At 50.0% G+C, this 16,942-nt stretch carries 12 protein-coding genes; 7 read left to right on the top strand and 5 right to left on the bottom strand.

The genetic code is table 11. The annotated features are described in order from the left end of the window. Positions 1-56: 56 nt before the first annotated feature. Positions 57-2,909: a GAF domain-containing protein gene (locus tag C7I86_RS03290; protein ID WP_020861492.1), complete on the bottom strand. Its 2,853-nt coding sequence runs from the start codon at positions 2,907-2,909 to the stop codon at positions 57-59. Between the two features lie 64 nt (positions 2,910-2,973). Between C7I86_RS03290 and C7I86_RS03285 the strand changes: the two genes are divergently transcribed. Next, positions 2,974-3,186, top strand: a complete 213-nt coding sequence (locus C7I86_RS03285; RefSeq protein ID WP_010871838.1) for a chlorophyll a/b-binding protein — start codon at positions 2,974-2,976, stop codon at positions 3,184-3,186. A gap of 323 nt (positions 3,187-3,509) precedes the next feature. Here the strand turns inward: C7I86_RS03285 and feoB are convergent, their stop codons facing one another. The 4 genes from feoB to ftsH1 all read right to left on the bottom strand — a co-directional run bounded on the left by feoB (position 3,510) and on the right by ftsH1 (position 8,349). Further along, on the bottom strand, positions 3,510-5,354 hold the full coding sequence (feoB, locus tag C7I86_RS03280; protein WP_010871837.1) for a ferrous iron transport protein B: 1,845 nt from the start codon (positions 5,352-5,354) through the stop codon (positions 3,510-3,512). 7 nt (positions 5,355-5,361) lie between these two features. After that, positions 5,362-5,601: a ferrous iron transport protein A gene (locus C7I86_RS03275; protein ID WP_010871836.1), complete on the bottom strand. Its 240-nt coding sequence runs from the start codon at positions 5,599-5,601 to the stop codon at positions 5,362-5,364. 264 nt (positions 5,602-5,865) lie between these two features. Beyond that, positions 5,866-6,336: a hypothetical protein gene (locus tag C7I86_RS03270; RefSeq protein ID WP_010871835.1), complete on the bottom strand. Its 471-nt coding sequence runs from the start codon at positions 6,334-6,336 to the stop codon at positions 5,866-5,868. A 15-nt stretch (positions 6,337-6,351) separates the two neighbouring features. After that, the gene (gene ftsH1 / locus C7I86_RS03265; protein ID WP_010871834.1) at positions 6,352-8,349 is read right to left on the bottom strand and encodes an ATP-dependent zinc metalloprotease FtsH1; all 1,998 of its coding nucleotides are present in this window, start codon (positions 8,347-8,349) and stop codon (positions 6,352-6,354) included. Positions 8,350-8,449: 100 nt separating this feature from the next. Here ftsH1 and C7I86_RS03260 point away from each other — a divergent pair, with 100 nt between their 5' ends. The 6 genes from C7I86_RS03260 (at position 8,450) to C7I86_RS03235 (ending at position 16,933) form a co-directional block, all read left to right on the top strand. After that, positions 8,450-9,034, top strand: coding sequence for a thioredoxin family protein (locus tag C7I86_RS03260; RefSeq protein WP_010871833.1), 585 nt, complete (start codon positions 8,450-8,452; stop codon positions 9,032-9,034). 78 nt (positions 9,035-9,112) lie between these two features. Then, entirely contained in the window at positions 9,113-11,113 is a 2,001-nt protein-coding gene (locus C7I86_RS03255; protein WP_010871832.1) for a ribonuclease catalytic domain-containing protein, read from the top strand. A 718-nt stretch (positions 11,114-11,831) separates the two neighbouring features. After that, a complete protein-coding gene (locus tag C7I86_RS03250; protein ID WP_020861489.1) occupies positions 11,832-12,953 on the top strand; it encodes a response regulator in 1,122 nt (373 codons plus the stop codon). A gap of 106 nt (positions 12,954-13,059) precedes the next feature. Beyond that, the gene (locus C7I86_RS03245) at positions 13,060-13,425 is read left to right on the top strand and encodes a PleD family two-component system response regulator (protein ID WP_010871830.1); all 366 of its coding nucleotides are present in this window, start codon (positions 13,060-13,062) and stop codon (positions 13,423-13,425) included. Positions 13,426-13,457: 32 nt separating this feature from the next. After that, positions 13,458-13,925: a CheW domain-containing protein gene (locus tag C7I86_RS03240; protein WP_010871829.1), complete on the top strand. Its 468-nt coding sequence runs from the start codon at positions 13,458-13,460 to the stop codon at positions 13,923-13,925. Positions 13,926-14,071: 146 nt separating this feature from the next. After that, positions 14,072-16,933: a HAMP domain-containing methyl-accepting chemotaxis protein gene (locus C7I86_RS03235; protein ID WP_010871828.1), complete on the top strand. Its 2,862-nt coding sequence runs from the start codon at positions 14,072-14,074 to the stop codon at positions 16,931-16,933. The last annotated feature ends 9 nt before the right edge of the window (positions 16,934-16,942 follow it).

Here is a 16,942-nt window from a genome sequence, read left to right as displayed (position 1 = left end):
AGGCGATCGCCGTTGTTGGCCAGGGGCACCAAAGGAAAAATAACCTGATTACCACTTCAGACAGCAGGGGAAGTTTCCACCGCAGGAACTGGGACAGGCAAGGAAAAATAGAAAGTACTACCCCGACCCAGACTACTATTAACGCCAATGGTACCGCCGTGGTGTTCAACAATTTTTTTGCAAATGGGCAATCCTAACCCCGTACCCTGGGGTTTATCAGTGAGCACATCTCCCCCTCCCTGTTGGAACGGCTCGAAAATTTTCTCCTGGTCCGCTGGATGGATACCGGGGCCATGGTCAATAATTTCTACCCAGAGATAATTTTGGTGAAAGTGGCTACGGGCAGTGATTAAACCCTTAGGGGTGAATTTGACCGCATTGGAGAGTAAATTAAGCACCACCTGCAAAATCCGGTTTTCGTCTCCGATAAAATCAGGCAAACCCGGTTCCAAATCCCCTTGCAAACTAATATTTTTCTTCTGAGCCTGGGGAGTAATGGTGGCGATCGCCCGTTCAATAATGGGGCCAATGGCACAGGGTTGTTCCTGCCAGGATTCCTGTCCTGCTTCCATTTTGGCAATATCTAGCACATCATTGATCAAAACAGTTAGGCGCTGGGCCTCCGACTCAATGATGGCCAAATTCCGCATCACCCGTTCCGTAGCCTTGCCAAGGTGGGGCTGGGCCAAATCCAACTCCGGGATAATCACTCGGTTTAATTTATCCTGAATTACCGTGGCAAAACCCAAAATAGAAGTGAGGGGAGTACGTAATTCATGGGACACCGTGGCCAAGAAATCCGTTTTCATCCGCTCCACTTCCCGCTCGTGGGTCACATCCCGGATCATAATCACCGCCCCCAGGCATTGGGGATATTCGCAGCCATTTTCATGGGAAGTAATGCTAGTGATCAAAGCTTGTCCTTGGCGGCCCTGACTTAATTCCACATCAGCGGTGACCAGTTTTTGCTCTTCCCTTTCCGGTTTAGCTAACAACTGATTCAAAGTCTCGGGGAAATAGGCATCCACCCCCGCGCCCAATAGTTCTAGGCCCTCCAGATCAAACATGGCCAACAGGGCCGGATTGTAGCGGGTAATGCGACCAAATAGATCAATCACCAATAGACCATCGGCCAGGTTATCAACGATCGCCGTCAGATCAGCCAGAGTATTTTCCATGGTTTTAGACTGCTCTTGGAAGCGGGCCAGCAACTGGGCTTGGTACACTGCTACGCCCAACTGATTGGCAATTTGATGGAGCAAATGGATTTCCCTCGCTTGCCAATGGCGGGGAGCCCCATTTTGATAGGCCCCCAACAGGCCCCAGAGTTGTTCCCCCACAAACACTGGCACAGTTAAAAAGGCACGAATTTCAAACCGGCGCAAATTGTCCAAATGGCAATCGGTAAAACCGGCTGTTTCCACGTCCCCCACCGCCAAACTCTCATGGTTGCGGTAACGACCCCCCTCATTTTCCTGGAGATAGGTGTCTTGCCAGAGGGGGAAATTATTTTGCAAGTCTTTCAGTGGTTCCCACATTTGGGCCACCGACTCATGGATAAATTCCCCGCTCCAGTCCGGATTAAAGCGATAGACCAACACCCGGTCACAACTGAGCAAATGACGCACCTCATCACTGGTGGCCCGAAAAATATTCTGTAACTCCAACGTTTGGCGAATGCCTTCAATCACCCTAGTGAGGGCCCGTTCTTCCTCCGCAATGCGGGCGAGATAATCCTTTTGGGCTTCCACTTCCCCCAGGGCACTTTGGAGAGCGGTCGATCGCCGTTGGGACTCGGTCAATAATTCTGCCTGTTGTAACGCCACCCCTAAGTTGAGGGCAATTTTGAGGGCAAACTCGATGTCCGAACTTTCCCACACCCGGGGCCCATCACACTGATGCACCGACAATACCCCCCAGAGGCGATCGCCAGAAAAGAGGGGCACCACCAAATTAGCCTTGGCTAGTGCCAACATTGATTGATCGAAATCCGCCCTTTGATCGTCGGTGTCATCCATGGCTAAAATCAATCCCTTGGCAAAATGATCAATCCATCGCGATGACAAAGGCACTCTTTCCTTTGGAGGCAAGAGGCATAGCTTGTCGTCCGTTTGGGCTTCCGCCTGAATTTCCCCCCAGGAAAAATTTTTATTCTGCCTAACTTTAATAATCATTACCCGGTCTGCTACCAACAATTTCCGCACCTCCGTCACCGTAGTTTGAAAGAGGGAGCGTAGATCAAGGGCAAAGCGAATTTTATCGATAACATCAGCAATGGCCCGTTCCCGTTGGGCGGATTTAAGGTAGGTTTCCCTTTGGACCTGGCCCTCGGCCACCACAGTCTGCAACGCATTTTTATGGTTCTGACAATGAATCCAAAGCTCCGTTTTCATCAAACCCAAACAGAATAGATGGGCAATGCGCTGGGCAAATTGTTGATCCTCCAGGGGCCAGGGCCGGGCTTGGTGGAGATATTGGAGACTGAGAACTCCCCAATGACGCTGGTTAATCACCAAGGGCAAATGCAATAGACTTTTAATCCCCAAAGTTCGACAAAATTCCCCCTGGACCGGATCTAGTTGGACAAATTCACCTTCCCCCTCCCACACTGTCCACAGCCCGTAGTGGGGAAGCTGCCCCAGCAGATGGAGCCAACGACAATCGGCACAGGGTTCATCCAAAAGCATAATATCCCTGGCCGGAGCGATGGCCTGGGCCACAAGGCGGGATTGACGGTTCGGGAACACTGCATTTTGCACCAACAACACCCGGTCTACCCCCAAACCCCGCTGTAATCCTTCCACCACCAGTCGATAAGCATTATGTAAATCCTGGGACTGGAGAATCATTTCCAACAGTTGATCGGCGATCGCCTGTTGGACTGCGGTGCCATGGGAAGAAGGGGACATTGTTACATTCCTTAAAAAAGTGTTACAATAGTTAACATAGACTTTTACTAGGAGTAATCCAATTATGACCACCCGTGGCTTCCGCTTGGATCAGGACAACCGTCTCAACAACTTTGCCATCGAACCAGAGGTTTACGTCGACTCTTCCGTACAAGCGGGTTGGACTAAATACGCCGAAAAAATGAATGGTCGTTTCGCCATGATTGGTTTTGCCTCCCTCCTTATTATGGAAGTGGTCACAGGGCACGGCGTCATTGGTTGGTTAAATAGCCTGTAGAATAGGCCGAGTAAAGCTCCCCAAGCCATCCAAGGTGGGCAAAAGCTCAAGTAAAAAACCTCCGTATTGGGTGGCTATGCCTTGAAGAGCTGTCAAGGGTTTTCAACTGGGTCATCAAACCGTTACGTAAAACCGGGGGAAATGTAGTGGTCTCTCCCCCTCCGGTTGTCCAAGCAAAAACTACTATTATGATACGGAAGTAAGCTTAGTTTGAAGCGTTGACACTTCCATTTATCAAAGGTTTTCCTGCATCTTTACTAAACTGAAAACTGCCAAACAAAACTCGTCATTTGAGTGCCCAGGGGGTGAATTAATGATTAATTTCACCAACCAAGCCAGGAAAAGCTTTGGTAGAAAATAAAGCTAAATAGCCAGGCCGTTACCAGGGGAGTAGCCACAGAAATAGCAGTGTAGGCAAGGGATTTACTTTCACCCCAAATCGCCCCAAGGGTAGTAAGGCAAGGAATATAGATCAAACTAAATAAACAGTAGCTAAAACCCTGGGCAAAGGTTACTGTACTGTGGATTTGGTCAGAGACGGCTTCGGAGTTGTTGAGACCATAAATAACAGTTAGGGCTGCTATTTGAACTTCTTTGGCGACAAAACCAAAAATCAAAGAAATCGTTAAAAAGGGATTGATGCCCAAGGGATTCATTAATGGTTGGAAAACACTGCCAATGCGTCCCGCAAAGGTTTCTAAACCCGTACTACCTTGGGGGAAGCTGGTTAAAAACCAAATGAGGCTACTACCAATCACCATAAACATCGATAAACGGGCAACAAACTCCCGCATTTCTCCCCACACTCGCAAAAATACCTGCTTAAAGGTGGGCAAACGATAGGGGGGTAATTCTAATACGAAGGGGTCCCGGGCTTGGAAGTAATGAAAACGACTTAGAATGGCGGCCACGGTGAAGGCAGCCACAAAGCTCATTAAGTACAGTAAAAACAGAGCGATCGCCCCTTGGGTGCCGGGCATAACAGCCGCCAGGATAAAAACAAATACTTGCAGGCGGGCAGAGCAGAGAGAAAAGGGAATGACTAACATAGATAAAAGTCGCATTCCCCGGCTACGCATGACCCTAGTGCCCATAATGGCCGGGACATTGCAGCCAAAACCCATCATTTGCAGCACAAAGCTCCGTCCATCTAGCCCCAGTCGCCCCATGAGGGCATCCATCAGATACGCGGCCCGGGAAAGATAGCCACTGCCCTCTAGGATTCCCATGACAATGAAAAAGATCGCCACCAAGGGGACAAAGGAAAGTAGGGCGGCAAACCCAGTCCAAATACCGTCCAACAGCAGTCCTTGCAGGATGGTGGGTAGGGGGGAAAATAACGGCTCTAAAATATTGCTTTGCACCCAACCCGTTACCGCATCTACGGGATCGGCGCTGGGCAAACCCACATGCCAAATTACCCAAAATACCCCAAACATAGAAGCGAAAAAGATGGGTAGGCCAAAAACGGGATGAAGCATCACCCCGTCAATGACATTGGTGAGGGTACGAGCATTGGGGGATGGCATCTGCACCACACCGGCCAGGGCCGTTTCCATGTCGGCGATCGCCACGGGGTGATCGGAAAGAACATTAACCAGATTGGGGATTTGGTAGGCTTCTGGTTGATCCTTCACCGCCCGACCAATGGCATCCATGGCCCGACTACAACCCGTTCCGTATTTTGCACTGATGGGATAGAGCGGCAGACCAAGCCGTTCCTGGAGAGCAGCCACGTCAATTTGCACTCCGTAGCGCTTAGCTTCGTCGGCCAGGTTTAAGAGGGTGATCGCCGGAATGCCTAGGGTTTGTACCTGGAGGAGCAGACGAATTTGTCGGTCAATTTGGGCAGCGTTCACCACCACCACCACTAAATTGACGGCATAGTTAGCAAGGAAACGTTGCACCACCCGTTCATCTTCGGAAAAGCCATTGAGGTCATAGATGCCCGGCAGATCAACAAACTCGATTAGTTCCCCCTGTAACGGCACCACCGCCCGGAATAAGTCCACTGTCAACCCCGGCCAGTTGGCGATCGCCGCATTGGCTTTGGTGATCCGGTTGAAGAAAGTGGATTTACCTGTATTGGGCTGCCCAATAAAAGCAACCCTTTTTTTCACATCTGGACGACTGGACTGGACTGACCCCCTTTGGCAATGACTCACCATCTCCGCCCTACTCTCCTAAGGTAATCTGCACCAATTGGGCTTCACTACGGCGCATGGCCACTTCGGTGGTGCTACCAATGCGGAGGTGGAGTGGTCCCCCCAAACCAGCCTTGCGGAGCAATTGAATTGGTTTATCAGGAATTATTCCCATTGCTTCTAGGCGATTAACTAACCCCTGACCGTGGTTTCCTAGTAAAATTTTCTCCACAAAAGCCAACTGACCCACCGATAAATCCAATAACGTCATGGTTTTCCCAAAACTGCAAATAATTCTCAACTATTAAGTTAGCATTATCTGTTCAGAATAAATATCAAAAATCACTGGAATAATTGTGAGTATAATCACTTACCATTGATTAAATTCCATGCAACCTATGGAAAAGTCCTGCCCAAGACAGATGCTGGGAGCATTGCTGTAGATCGCCAAAAATCTCCGCAACTATTTGGGACCTAAGCCCCGGTTTGTTAAATCATTAGTGTTGACCGAGTTAAAGAAAATCCCTGCTGGGAGCTAGGATTCCAATAAAATAGTGCGGCCATTTTGGTTAGTGCGGTAAACCCAATTTTTTTGCCCCGATTGCACCGTCACTTGCCAGCCTGGGGTCATCACCTGGGCACACATTTGCCCTTCCTGGGCCAAGCCGAGGCAACTATCGGGCCAGGTTTTGTTTTCTGAGGACTGGACTGCAAACGCACTGGCCGGTTCGCCGGTACGTTGAGCAAGGTCAGCAATAATTTTGTCGGCGATCGCCTGGGGAAGCATGGGGGATTGGGAAATTAAAGAACTAGGGGAAGAAGACGGGGTGGCAATGGCAGGGGAGTTTTGCCCTTCCGGGGATAAACCTTGGTCAGCAGGGGCACAACCCTGCACCGGCATCATACTGAGCAAACTAAGCCATAGTAATACACCCCAAAATTTACCGCCCTTGGGGGAGTTTTCCGGTTTTCTGGGTTGAAAATAGATTGTACGAGGATCGGACATTGCACAGATAGGGGGCTACTTACCGGCTAGAGCAGGCTGTTTTTGAGATTGTTGATAACTTTCCACCAGTTGCCGAAAATGCTCCCCTTCAATGGTTTCTTGATCGATGAGCGCATCGACTAGTAAATCCATTAAATTACGATTTTCTTCAATAATGCGGGTGGCCCGTTGGTGGGCAGCGGTGACAATGGCTTGGATTTCCCGGTCAATGCGGGCGGCAATGTCTTCGGAATATTCGGAACGCTTGCCCCAATCTCCGCCGCTAAAGTTACGATCGCCTTCCTCTTCCAAGGCCACTAGACCCAGGGAAGACATGCCCAGTTTCGTCACCATTTGTCGGGCTAGGTAGGTGATTTTTTCAATGTCGTTACCGGCTCCGGTGGTCACCTCGTCGTCGCCAAAAATAACTTCTTCGGCCACCCTCCCCCCCAACAATCCTGCAATGCGGGCAATCATTTGGTTGCGGGTCATGAGGCTTTGGTCTTCATCAGGGGTGAACCAGGTCAAACCTTGGGCTTGGCCCCGGGGAATGAGGGTAACTTTTTCCACCGGATCGTGGCCAGGACAGAGGGTGCCAATCAAGGCGTGGCCCACTTCATGGTAAGCAATTAAGCGTTTACTTTTACTATCCACTAGGGGTGTACCTTCCATCCCCGCCACCACCCGGTCAATGGCATCATTCACTTCCGCCATGGTGATGGCCTCCTTGCGCCGCCGAGCGGTGAAAATGGCCGCTTCATTTAACACGTTGGCCAAATCTGCCCCCGTAAATCCGGGAGTTCTCCTGGCGATCGCCGCTAACTGCACCTCTTCGTGCAATTTTTTGTTTTGGGCGTGGATTGCCAAAATTAATTCCCGGCCCTGGACATCGGGGTAATCCACCGTCACCTGGCGATCGAACCGTCCTGGCCGCAAAAGGGCCAAATCCAGCACATCGGGGCGGTTGGTGGCCGCAATGACAATGATGCCGCTGTTGCCCTCAAAGCCATCCATTTCCGTCAACAATTGGTTGAGGGTTTGTTCCCGTTCATCGTTGCCGCCGCCATAGCCCACACCCCGTTGTCGACCCACCGCATCAATTTCATCGATAAATACTAGGCAGGGGGCATTTTCCTTAGCTTTTTTGAATAAATCCCTGACCCGGGAAGCCCCCACCCCGACAAACATTTCCACAAATTCTGAACCGGAAATGCTGAAAAATGGCACCCCCGCCTCCCCGGCGATCGCCTTAGCTAATAAGGTTTTGCCCGTACCGGGAGGGCCGATGAGTAGAACACCCCGGGGAATTTTTGCGCCGATGGCGGTAAATTTTTCCGGTTGCTTGAGGAAAGTTACCACTTCCTGCAATTCTTCCTTCGCTTCGTCAATGCCGGCCACATCGTCAAAGCCGACACCGGTTTTTGCTTCCATTTGGAACCGGGCCTTGGATTTGCCAAAACTCATGGCCTGACCCGACGCATTGGCAGAACGTCGCACCACCATCACCACCAAACCGATCAGAATAGCCACCACCAGCAAATTGGTTAGTAGACCATACAGGGCCGAATTATCCGGGGTGCGGTTGATGTCTAAATCGATGGTTTCGGAACGGCTCCGCAGGAGGTTGAGCAACTCTGGATTATTGTCTAGTAACTGCACGGTTTGGGGCTTGGACCCTGGGGGAGCATCCTTGAGGGTAACGATCGCCTGGCGGCGGTTAGTGTCCACTTCCACTTTGGCCACTTGATTAGCTTTAATGGCATCGATCAACTGCCCATAGTTCATTTTCGGTTCAGCAGACCGGGGGGAGCCAGAGTTAAAAAAGGAGCGGGGTGTGGCTTCTCCATTGCTGGAGTTAGGGGATTGGATGGGACTGGGACTGGCCTTGGGTTGGGCCCCTTCTCCCCCTTCCTGGGCCAGGGTAGATACCGGTAGGGCTAGGGTGCCAGCTACCAGTAAACCCATCCCCAAACGGTGCCAAAAGCGGCTAGGGCTGGAGAAACTATGGCGATCGGAACGGGGACGATGACTCATGGACGTTTTAAACTAAAAAAATTCCAGCAGAGGGGAAAAACTCCAACCCCCATGATAGCTTGGGTCTTTGATTAACAAAATGTAACGAACTGCTCTAACTATGGTTTTAACTCCCTCCACCATGCTTGCCCTTGGTACCCAAGCACCGGACTTTTCCCTTTGGGACGTGACTGCGGAACAGCCCCTCACCCTAGGGGAAGCCATGGGAGAAAAAGGGCTATTGGTAATGTTCATCTGTTGTCATTGTCCCTTTGTCAAACACATCCAGGCCCAGTTAAGTCAGTTGGGGAAGGATTACCAAAACTCTGGTTTAGCCATGGTGGCCATCAGCGCTAACGATATAGAAAAATACCCCGATGACGCTCCCCCAGGCCTGAAAAAAATGGCCCAGGATTGGGACTATTGCTTCCCGGTACTGTACGACGAAACCCAGGCGATCGCCAAGGCCTACCGAGCAGCCTGCACCCCCGACTTCTTTTTGTTTGATGCCCAGGGGAAATTGGCCTACCGGGGCCAGTTAGATGACAGTCGCCCTAGCAATGGTTTGCCCGTTACCGGAGTGGACCTGAGACAGGCCATGGATCTAGTGCTGGCCGGCAGTCCTGTGCCGACGGAACAAAAGCCCAGCATTGGTTGCAACATTAAATGGAAACCCGGCAATGAACCTGATTATCAAAGTAATTAGGCAGCCAAAAACCCAAGGGGGAGTAACCCCTGTGCCAAAATAACGGGAGAGTAATTGTGACAGAGCAAAGGCATTCCGGTGGAAAAAGGACAACTAATTGAATTCCGGCATCAAGGAGAACGGCGGTTGGCGGTGGTCGATCGCCCGGACGGCAAAAAAGATTGGGTGGTTATTGATCAACAGGGCCAAAGCCATAAACTGAAGCCCCAGCGGGTGGAGTATGAAATTCCCGGCGGTCCCTACACCGTCGATGATCTGCCTAGTTTTTTAGGGGAAGTGGACCAGTATCTCGACCCCTCTAGTTTGGAGGTGGCCTGGGAACTATTGATTGAAGAGGGGGAAAGCATCACCCCGGCGGATTTGGCCCTATTGCTATTTTCTGAGCAAAGTCCTAGTCAATGCTATGCTGCCCATGCCCTGCTAGCAGAAGATAAACTCTATTTCAAACAAAAAGGCAATCATTACGAACCCCGCCCTAGTAGTCAAATCGAAGAAATTAAACATCAAATGCGGGTGCAAGCCCAAAAAGAACAGGAGCAACAGGGTTTCATTGACCGGGTAAATCAAGCCCTGGCCGGGGAAAAAGTTACCTGGGAAGGGAGCGATCGCCTACGGTTGGAAGCGTTGGAAAAATTTATCCTTTTCCCTGAACAAAATCATCGCCAGGCTTTGGATATTCTCCAAACCCTTGGTAAACCTGGCCGTACCGACGAAACCCAAAACCTCCTGATAGAATTAGGCATCTGGCAACGCCATGAAAATCTCTTTTTGCGTCGTAGTGCTTACCCCAACCAATTCCCCGCCAAGGTATCCGATGTGGCCCATGCTTACCTAACCAATCCTCCCCCCGACCCCGACCAAGAACGCTTCGATCTGACCACCCTAAAGACCTACACCATCGATGATGAAAGCACTTCGGAAATTGACGACGGTCTGAGTGTGGAAACCTTGGCGGACGGCGGCCATCGGCTTTGGATCCATGTGGCCGACCCCACCCGGTTGTTGAGTCCCAACGATGAACTGGATTTAGAAGCCCGTAAACGCAGTACCAGTCTTTACCTGCCCACGGGCATGATTTCCATGTTTCCGCCGGAGTTGGCCACGGGGCCGATGAGTTTACTCCAGGGGCAAAGATGTGTGGCCTTAAGTTTTGGAGTGACTTTGGATGAGGTGGGGGCAGTGAGGGATTTTACCATTGCCCCTAGTTGGGTTAAGCCTACCTATCGCCTCACCTACGAAGATGTGGATGAGATGTTGGTGCTGAAAATTCAAGGGGAACCGGAATTGCCCCTCCTAGCCGAAGCAGCCAAAAAACGGGCCCAATGGCGTAAATCCCAGGGGGCTATCACCATCAAAATGCCCGAAGCCATTATTAAAGTTAATGCCGACGAGGAAGTGCAAATTTATCTCCAGGAAACCTCCGTTTCTCGTCAACTGGTGGCGGAAATGATGATCTTGGCCGGGGAGGTGGCGGGGCGTTTTTGCCAAGAGCATGGCATCCCAGTCCCCTTCCGGGGCCAACCCCAGCCGGAGTTACCCTCCGATGAAGAGTTGTTGTCTTTACCGCCGGGCCCTGTGCGGGAATGTGCGGTACGCCGTTGTATGCCCCGTAGTGAAGTGGGCATTACCCCCAGTCGCCATGCTAGTTTGGGGCTGGATTTGTATTCCCAGGCCACCTCCCCTATCCGTCGTTACACTGATCTGATTACCCATTTTCAAATGAAGGCCTACCTACGGGGGGAGCCGTTGCCTTTCTCTGGGGAGCAGGTACAAGAAATTCTATACAGCGTTATGCCCTCTTCCAAGGAAGCTACGTTGGTGGAACGGCAAACTAACCGTTACTGGAGCTTGGAGTTTCTGCGGCGCAATATTAATGAGGTGTGGCAGGGGGTGATGCTCCGTTGGTTGCGGGAGGATGATGGCTTGGGTTTAATTCTTCTTGAAGAACTAGGTCTTGAATTGCCCCATCGCTTTGACCGTCCCATTTCCCCCGGCGATCGCCTAAGCCTAAAGGTTAGTAATGCCGACCCCCATCGAGACGAAATTCGCTTCCGGGAATTGTTGGCCAATGAAGCCTAGACTAAAGACTTTTGGTACTCAAAATAACCATTGAATCCTCATTTAGTTTATTGGGTTGGCGGTTATTTTGAACTCATTAAACGGAGCAAACAGTTTTTTCTTACCCTTAAGCAGGGCCCGCAGAAAATCCTGCCATCTCCATCACCGGCCATAGGAATACTTCCAAAATTAAGAGCTAATGACCTTAAATGTTATTTTAATAATAAGAACATTAGACCGAAAATCAGTCTGAGAGTAAAGCTTTTTGAGGGACGACTCGGGATTTTCCTCCTACTTAAGTAATTAGGGATACTTAACTAAAAAGAGTTGAACCTATATCAAAAAAGGGAATTTGATCATGGCAAATGTAACAATAGATACTTCCCAAGGGATAGATTTCCCATAGATTGAAGAGCAAAAACGATTAGTCATGGCTGATCGTTGAAGAAATGGGATAAGGGATGAAATGGTGCTTGATTTTAGAAATAGTATGGGGTTAAACTCTACTCATTAATTTGCATTGTTCCCATAGCAAAGTGATCAACTATAGTTAACTTAAGATTAAGAAAATAGTTAACTTTAGGGCTAATAATTATTGACAGGTTTCGCTCTCACCTTAGATGGACTTTATTTGTTCAACCGCCATTGTTGTCCCATGCAATCTCCCCTGTCTTCTTCCCCGGCCACGAATCAGACCACACTAGGGTTGGCCTACCCCCTGCCATCTCCCCCGAACGCTATGGAAGCTTCTCCCCCCTCCGCCAGTGAAAGCCCTAACTTGTACCAGGTTTTACAGAACCTCATTGCCAAAGAGAGCTCTGGCAAATTGATCGTTCATAGCAAGGGCAATCCCCGCATCCAATGGCGGATCTATCTGGGCAACGGACGCATTCACTATGCCGGAAGTGACCAAGGGCAATCGGAAAGGCTGAACTATCTGTTCCAACGCTACACTCCCACTAAAAGACTTCGCCTTGAGCAGCCCATCACCAGCGATTATCAGTACCTCTGTGAGTTGTGGGATTCCCAGCAGTTTTCTTTTCAGGAAATCCGCTCCATTCTGGCCAAGTTAACCCAGGAAGCTTTGATCCAAATTCTTTCCCTGTCCCAGCCGGTTTGCACTTTCGAGGAAACGGTGGGGCTAGATCGTTTACTGCTCTATCTGGACTTCAAGCAGTTAATGCAACCTGCCGCCCAGGAAATCAAACATTGGCTCAAAATTTGTACTGTCATCAACTCCCCTTTCCAACGGGCGATCGCCGAGAATGTGGATACCATCTTGCCTGGGCTATGTAAGCTCGAACACATCACCAGTGACTTGCTGAACCGCTACCAAAAATTGCCGGAATTAATCGCCCAGGAAATGTGTGTGTATGAAATTGCCGAGTCTCTGCACACCAGTAGCCTTAGTGTGGCCATTATTCTCAAAACCCTAGTGGGCCTAGGTCTCATCACCATGGGACCCTACGAACCGGAGCAGGAGGATAACCGCCCGGTCATTGCCTGTGTGGATGACAGTCCTTCCATTCAACGGGTGGTGAGCTTTGCCCTCGAAGCCACGGGTTTTAAGGTGATCAACATCAAACAAGCCTCTAGTGCCCTAACTACTTTGATGCACGCCAAACCGGCCCTGATTTTAATGGACATCAATATGCCCGACATCGACGGCTATCAACTGTGCAGTATTTGCAATAAATCCGAAGCCCTCAAGCATATTCCCATTGTCATGTTGACCGGCCGCAGTGGAGTTTTAGACCGGGTAAAAGCAAAAATGCACGGCTCCGTTGGCTACATTTGCAAACCGTTCCAGCCCCAGGAATTAGTGGAAACAGTGCAGAGCTTTATCTCCGCAGCTGTTTAATTACTTAATTACTACTGATAGTTGTTTGTATAAGTTAGTTTTAATTACTGATTTGCTTCTTCTATCCTATGATTATCATCGTTAGCAATTGCCCAGGGGGATACCAGTGAAAACTGTTTTAGTTGTGGAAGATACCAAGTCTGACCAGTTATTGGTTCAGGGGCTTTTAAAGTCCATGGGCACAGAGGCTGTCATTTGTAACAATGCCGATGAAGCCCTGGAATGGTTAAACAAAAATACGGTGCCTGACCTAATTATGCTGGACATCGTTATGCCGGATATTAGTGGTTATGACCTATGTCGCAAAATTCGGGGAGAATTGGCCCTAGAAGATGTGCCCATTGTCTTCTGTTCCACCAAAAATGAGGATTACGACCGTTTTTGGGCCCTGCGCCAGGGGGGTAATGCTTATTTGATTAAGCCCTATAGCCCCATTGAGTTGATGAAAACCGTTAAGCCCTATATTTCCTAGAACTTGCCAATGCTGACTACGGTGATGAGGTTATGGTAGAGGACTATTTTTGGATTGATTTGGGTCTGCCCCTGACGGTGGCTATTCCTTTAGCTAAAACCCGGGAGGTGTTGTCCTTTCCCCTCAGTTCCCTTTGTCTCATTCCTGGGGTAAGACCGGAGTTATTGGGGGTGAGCAATCAACGGGGAAATCTGCTTTGGGTGATGGATTTGCCCCGCCTATTGTCCCCGGCTACGGCTAACCCCCTCAATTACCGTACCTTGAGCAATACTAAAGCAGTGGTACTGGTGGGAGAATCTGCCCAGGTGGCGGCGATCGCCGAAGGATTGAAGGGCATTGTTAGCTTTAGTACAGAGGAAATTAAGCCACTGCGGGAGCCCTTTTTATTGGGAGAAGGCAACAAAGACGGGGAAACCATTCTGATTTTGGATGTGGATCGAATTTTTGCCTGGCTCCAGGGTGGGGGTTCCATTAAACCGCTTCACCCATTGGAGAAATAGTTATCGGGCCTCCCCAAAGTTTTTGCTCAACTTAATCTTGGTCTTAATCCTTACTTTTTCACCTTAACAGAGTCTTAATTTTCATCGTTAATCCTGAAACTGTTCCGACCCATTGCCCAATTGTTTTTTAATTACTTTTAATCGCCATGGTTAGCACCCCCACTAAACCCCAATTTTCCCAAGAGATTCTGGAACTGCAAGCAGCAGCCATGGCTGCCCCGGATGATCTATTTGCCCAGATCGTCCTGGCCGGTGCTCTCCAGCAAGAGGGTTTTTGGGAGGAAGCGGCCCAATACTATCGTCAAGCCCAGGAGTTGGACAGTGACGGCATTTATGGCGAAACCATCAGTAAGGCTTTAGCGGAAATTCAGCCTAATTTACCAGCGGTGGAGGAAATCCCCGCTATTCCCCAACCCCTGACTGAGGAAGAGAAGAAGCAGGTCTATCCGCCAGAGATTCTTATGCTCCAGGAGACGGTGCAAGAGAGGCCCGACGATCTGGTGGCCCAAATAAGTTTCGCCAGTGCCCTAGAAGCGGGGGGATTTTTAACCGATGCTCTCCAAGCCTACGAAGATTTAAAAATTAACGATGAGGAGGGGATTTTCCATGCCACCTGTGACCAGGCGATCGCCGGCATTGAGGCCCAACTAGCGGATCCCAATCGCATTACCCCGGCCATGGCTTGGACTGGGACCTTAAAATACGCCGCCGCCACCGATGATTTAGCCCTGGACGAAGAGCGGTCTAACCTAACATTGCAAAAACGCTGGGCTAACTTGCCCATTGCCACCAAGCAATTCACCGCTTTGTTGGTTTCCAGTGCCATAACTGTGGTTGCAGTGGTGGGCACCGGGATGATGATTGCCATTTCTTCGGGTAGATTCCAACTGAAAAACCAGACTCTGGCGGAGTTGGTGGTCACCGAGGGCAACTACAACATCAAAATTGACCAGATGAGTTTTGGTTTTCGGGGTCAATCCGATAACCTGGCTATTATTCAAGCGGCTCGACTCTACAGCGAAAGGCAACCTATTCCTGCTCCTTTGGCGGCCCAGGTACGGGACATTTTAAAAAATGAGACCGCATCGAGGGATATCGAATACGCCACCCTGGTGGGTCAAGACCAAAGGATTATTGCCAGTGCCAATGCCCAACGGAACGGACAAATATTTGACCCCAGCAACCTTGTGACTCTGCGGATGGGTTATCCGGGACAAATTAAATTTAGTACTATTGTCAGCAAAGAAGAACTGGAAAAGGAACTACCCCCAGGCATCGACAACTTAGAGCAGGAAAATGCCCTCATTCGCTACACTGTCACCCCGGTGCAAGATCCCCAATCCAAAAAGAATATTGGTACCTTAATTGCTGGAGACATTGTTAATGGCAAAGACGCCATTGTGAAAAACACAGTGGACAACTTTGATGGGGGCTACAGTGCGGTTTATTACATAGACCCGAATGGGGAAATTCAACTAGCTACCTCCAACCTAAAAACTGGCAGCGGTCAGAATACCAAAGTCTATGAGAATGTTGCTTTTCCAGATTTAGAGTTACTGAAAAAGGCCCAAGAAAATCCAGACATGCCCTTAGTGGGGAGAACTACCGTGGAAGGGGAGCCTTTAACGGTGGCCATTAAAGTGATCAAAGACATTCAAGGCCAACCCCTCGCTTTGCTTGTTCGGGGCACCTCTGAAGTTGAATTTAATGACCTCCTAGAAAGAACTCTTCTGCTGCAAATTGGTGTGGGGGCAGTGGCTCTGTTGGTGGCGGCGATTATTGCCTATTGGTTAGGTAAAACCTTGACCAAGCCGCTGAAAAATTTGCAGACCACTGCCCAAAAGTTAGGAGAAGGGGAAACCGGTGTGCGGGCGGAAGTGGAATCCAAAGACGAGGTGGGACAATTGGCTGTCACCTTCAACGCCATGGCGGAACAGGTGGAAGCTTCTACCCGTTCTTTACAGGAAACGTCCCTAGAGCGGCAACAGGAGGCCGAGAAACAACGGCAACTAAAAGAAGAACTCCAAGACGGGGTGGTGCGGTTGTTGACGGACATTGAAGAATCTTCCCGGGGGGATTTGACGGTACGTAGTTCCGTGGAAGCTGGGGCCGTAGGGGCGATCGCCGATGCGTTCAATGCCACTTTGGCGGGGTTGAGAAAACTGGTTAAACAGGTGGTGGATACGGCAACGGAGGTGAGCGGCCAAGCCCAGGAAGATAGCCAAGAAATCACCAGTTTGTCTGACAATGCTCTGGAACAAGCCCGGGCCCTGGAATTCGCCACTGCTTCCGTAGCAGAAATGGCCCAATCCATTGAGTCCGTAGCTATAAGTGCCCAAACGGCGGCGGCGATCGCCAAACAGGGCAACGAAGCGGCCCAACAGGGGCAAAACACCATGGACGAAACGGTGGAAAGTATTTATAAAGTACGGGGCCGGGTGGCAGAAATTTCCAAAAAGTCGAAGCGATTGGCGGAATCTTCCTTGGAAATTTCCAAAATCGTCGGAATTATCTCCGGTATTTCCGAAAAAACCAACTTATTGGCCTTTAACGCCTCCATCGAAGCGGCTAGGGCGGGGGAAAACGGTCAGGGTTTCCGGATCGTTGCGGACGAGGTACGACGATTGGCGGAAATGGTAACCCTCTCCGCCCAGGAAATTGAGCAGGTAATTCTCAGTATTCAAGAGGAAACCTCCCAGATGAGCCAACTGATGGAGGAAAGCACCAACGAGGTAGTCACCGGTACCCAATTGGTACAAAAAACCAAGGAAACCCTGCAAAATCTGGCCCAGATTAGTGAGGAAATTGACACTGTACTGGATTCCATCTCCCGCAACACGGAATCCCAACGGTTAGCATCTCAAATGGTGACGGAAACTGTACAAAACGTAGCCAGCGTCGCCAAAGCCACGTCGGACAAATCCCAACTGGTGTCCCAGTCCCTGCAATCCCTGGCCAAAACCGCTGTGGATCTGCAAACCGCCGCCGGTAAATTCAAAGTGGAATAAGCGGAAATA

Origin of the sequence: Synechocystis sp. IPPAS B-1465, from assembly GCF_003015225.1 — a bacterium.
In the GTDB taxonomy this organism is placed as follows: Bacteria; Cyanobacteriota; Cyanobacteriia; order Cyanobacteriales; family Microcystaceae; genus Synechocystis.
The sequence above is the reverse complement of the archived record's forward strand: the minus strand, read 5'-3'. Positions and strand labels throughout refer to the sequence as shown.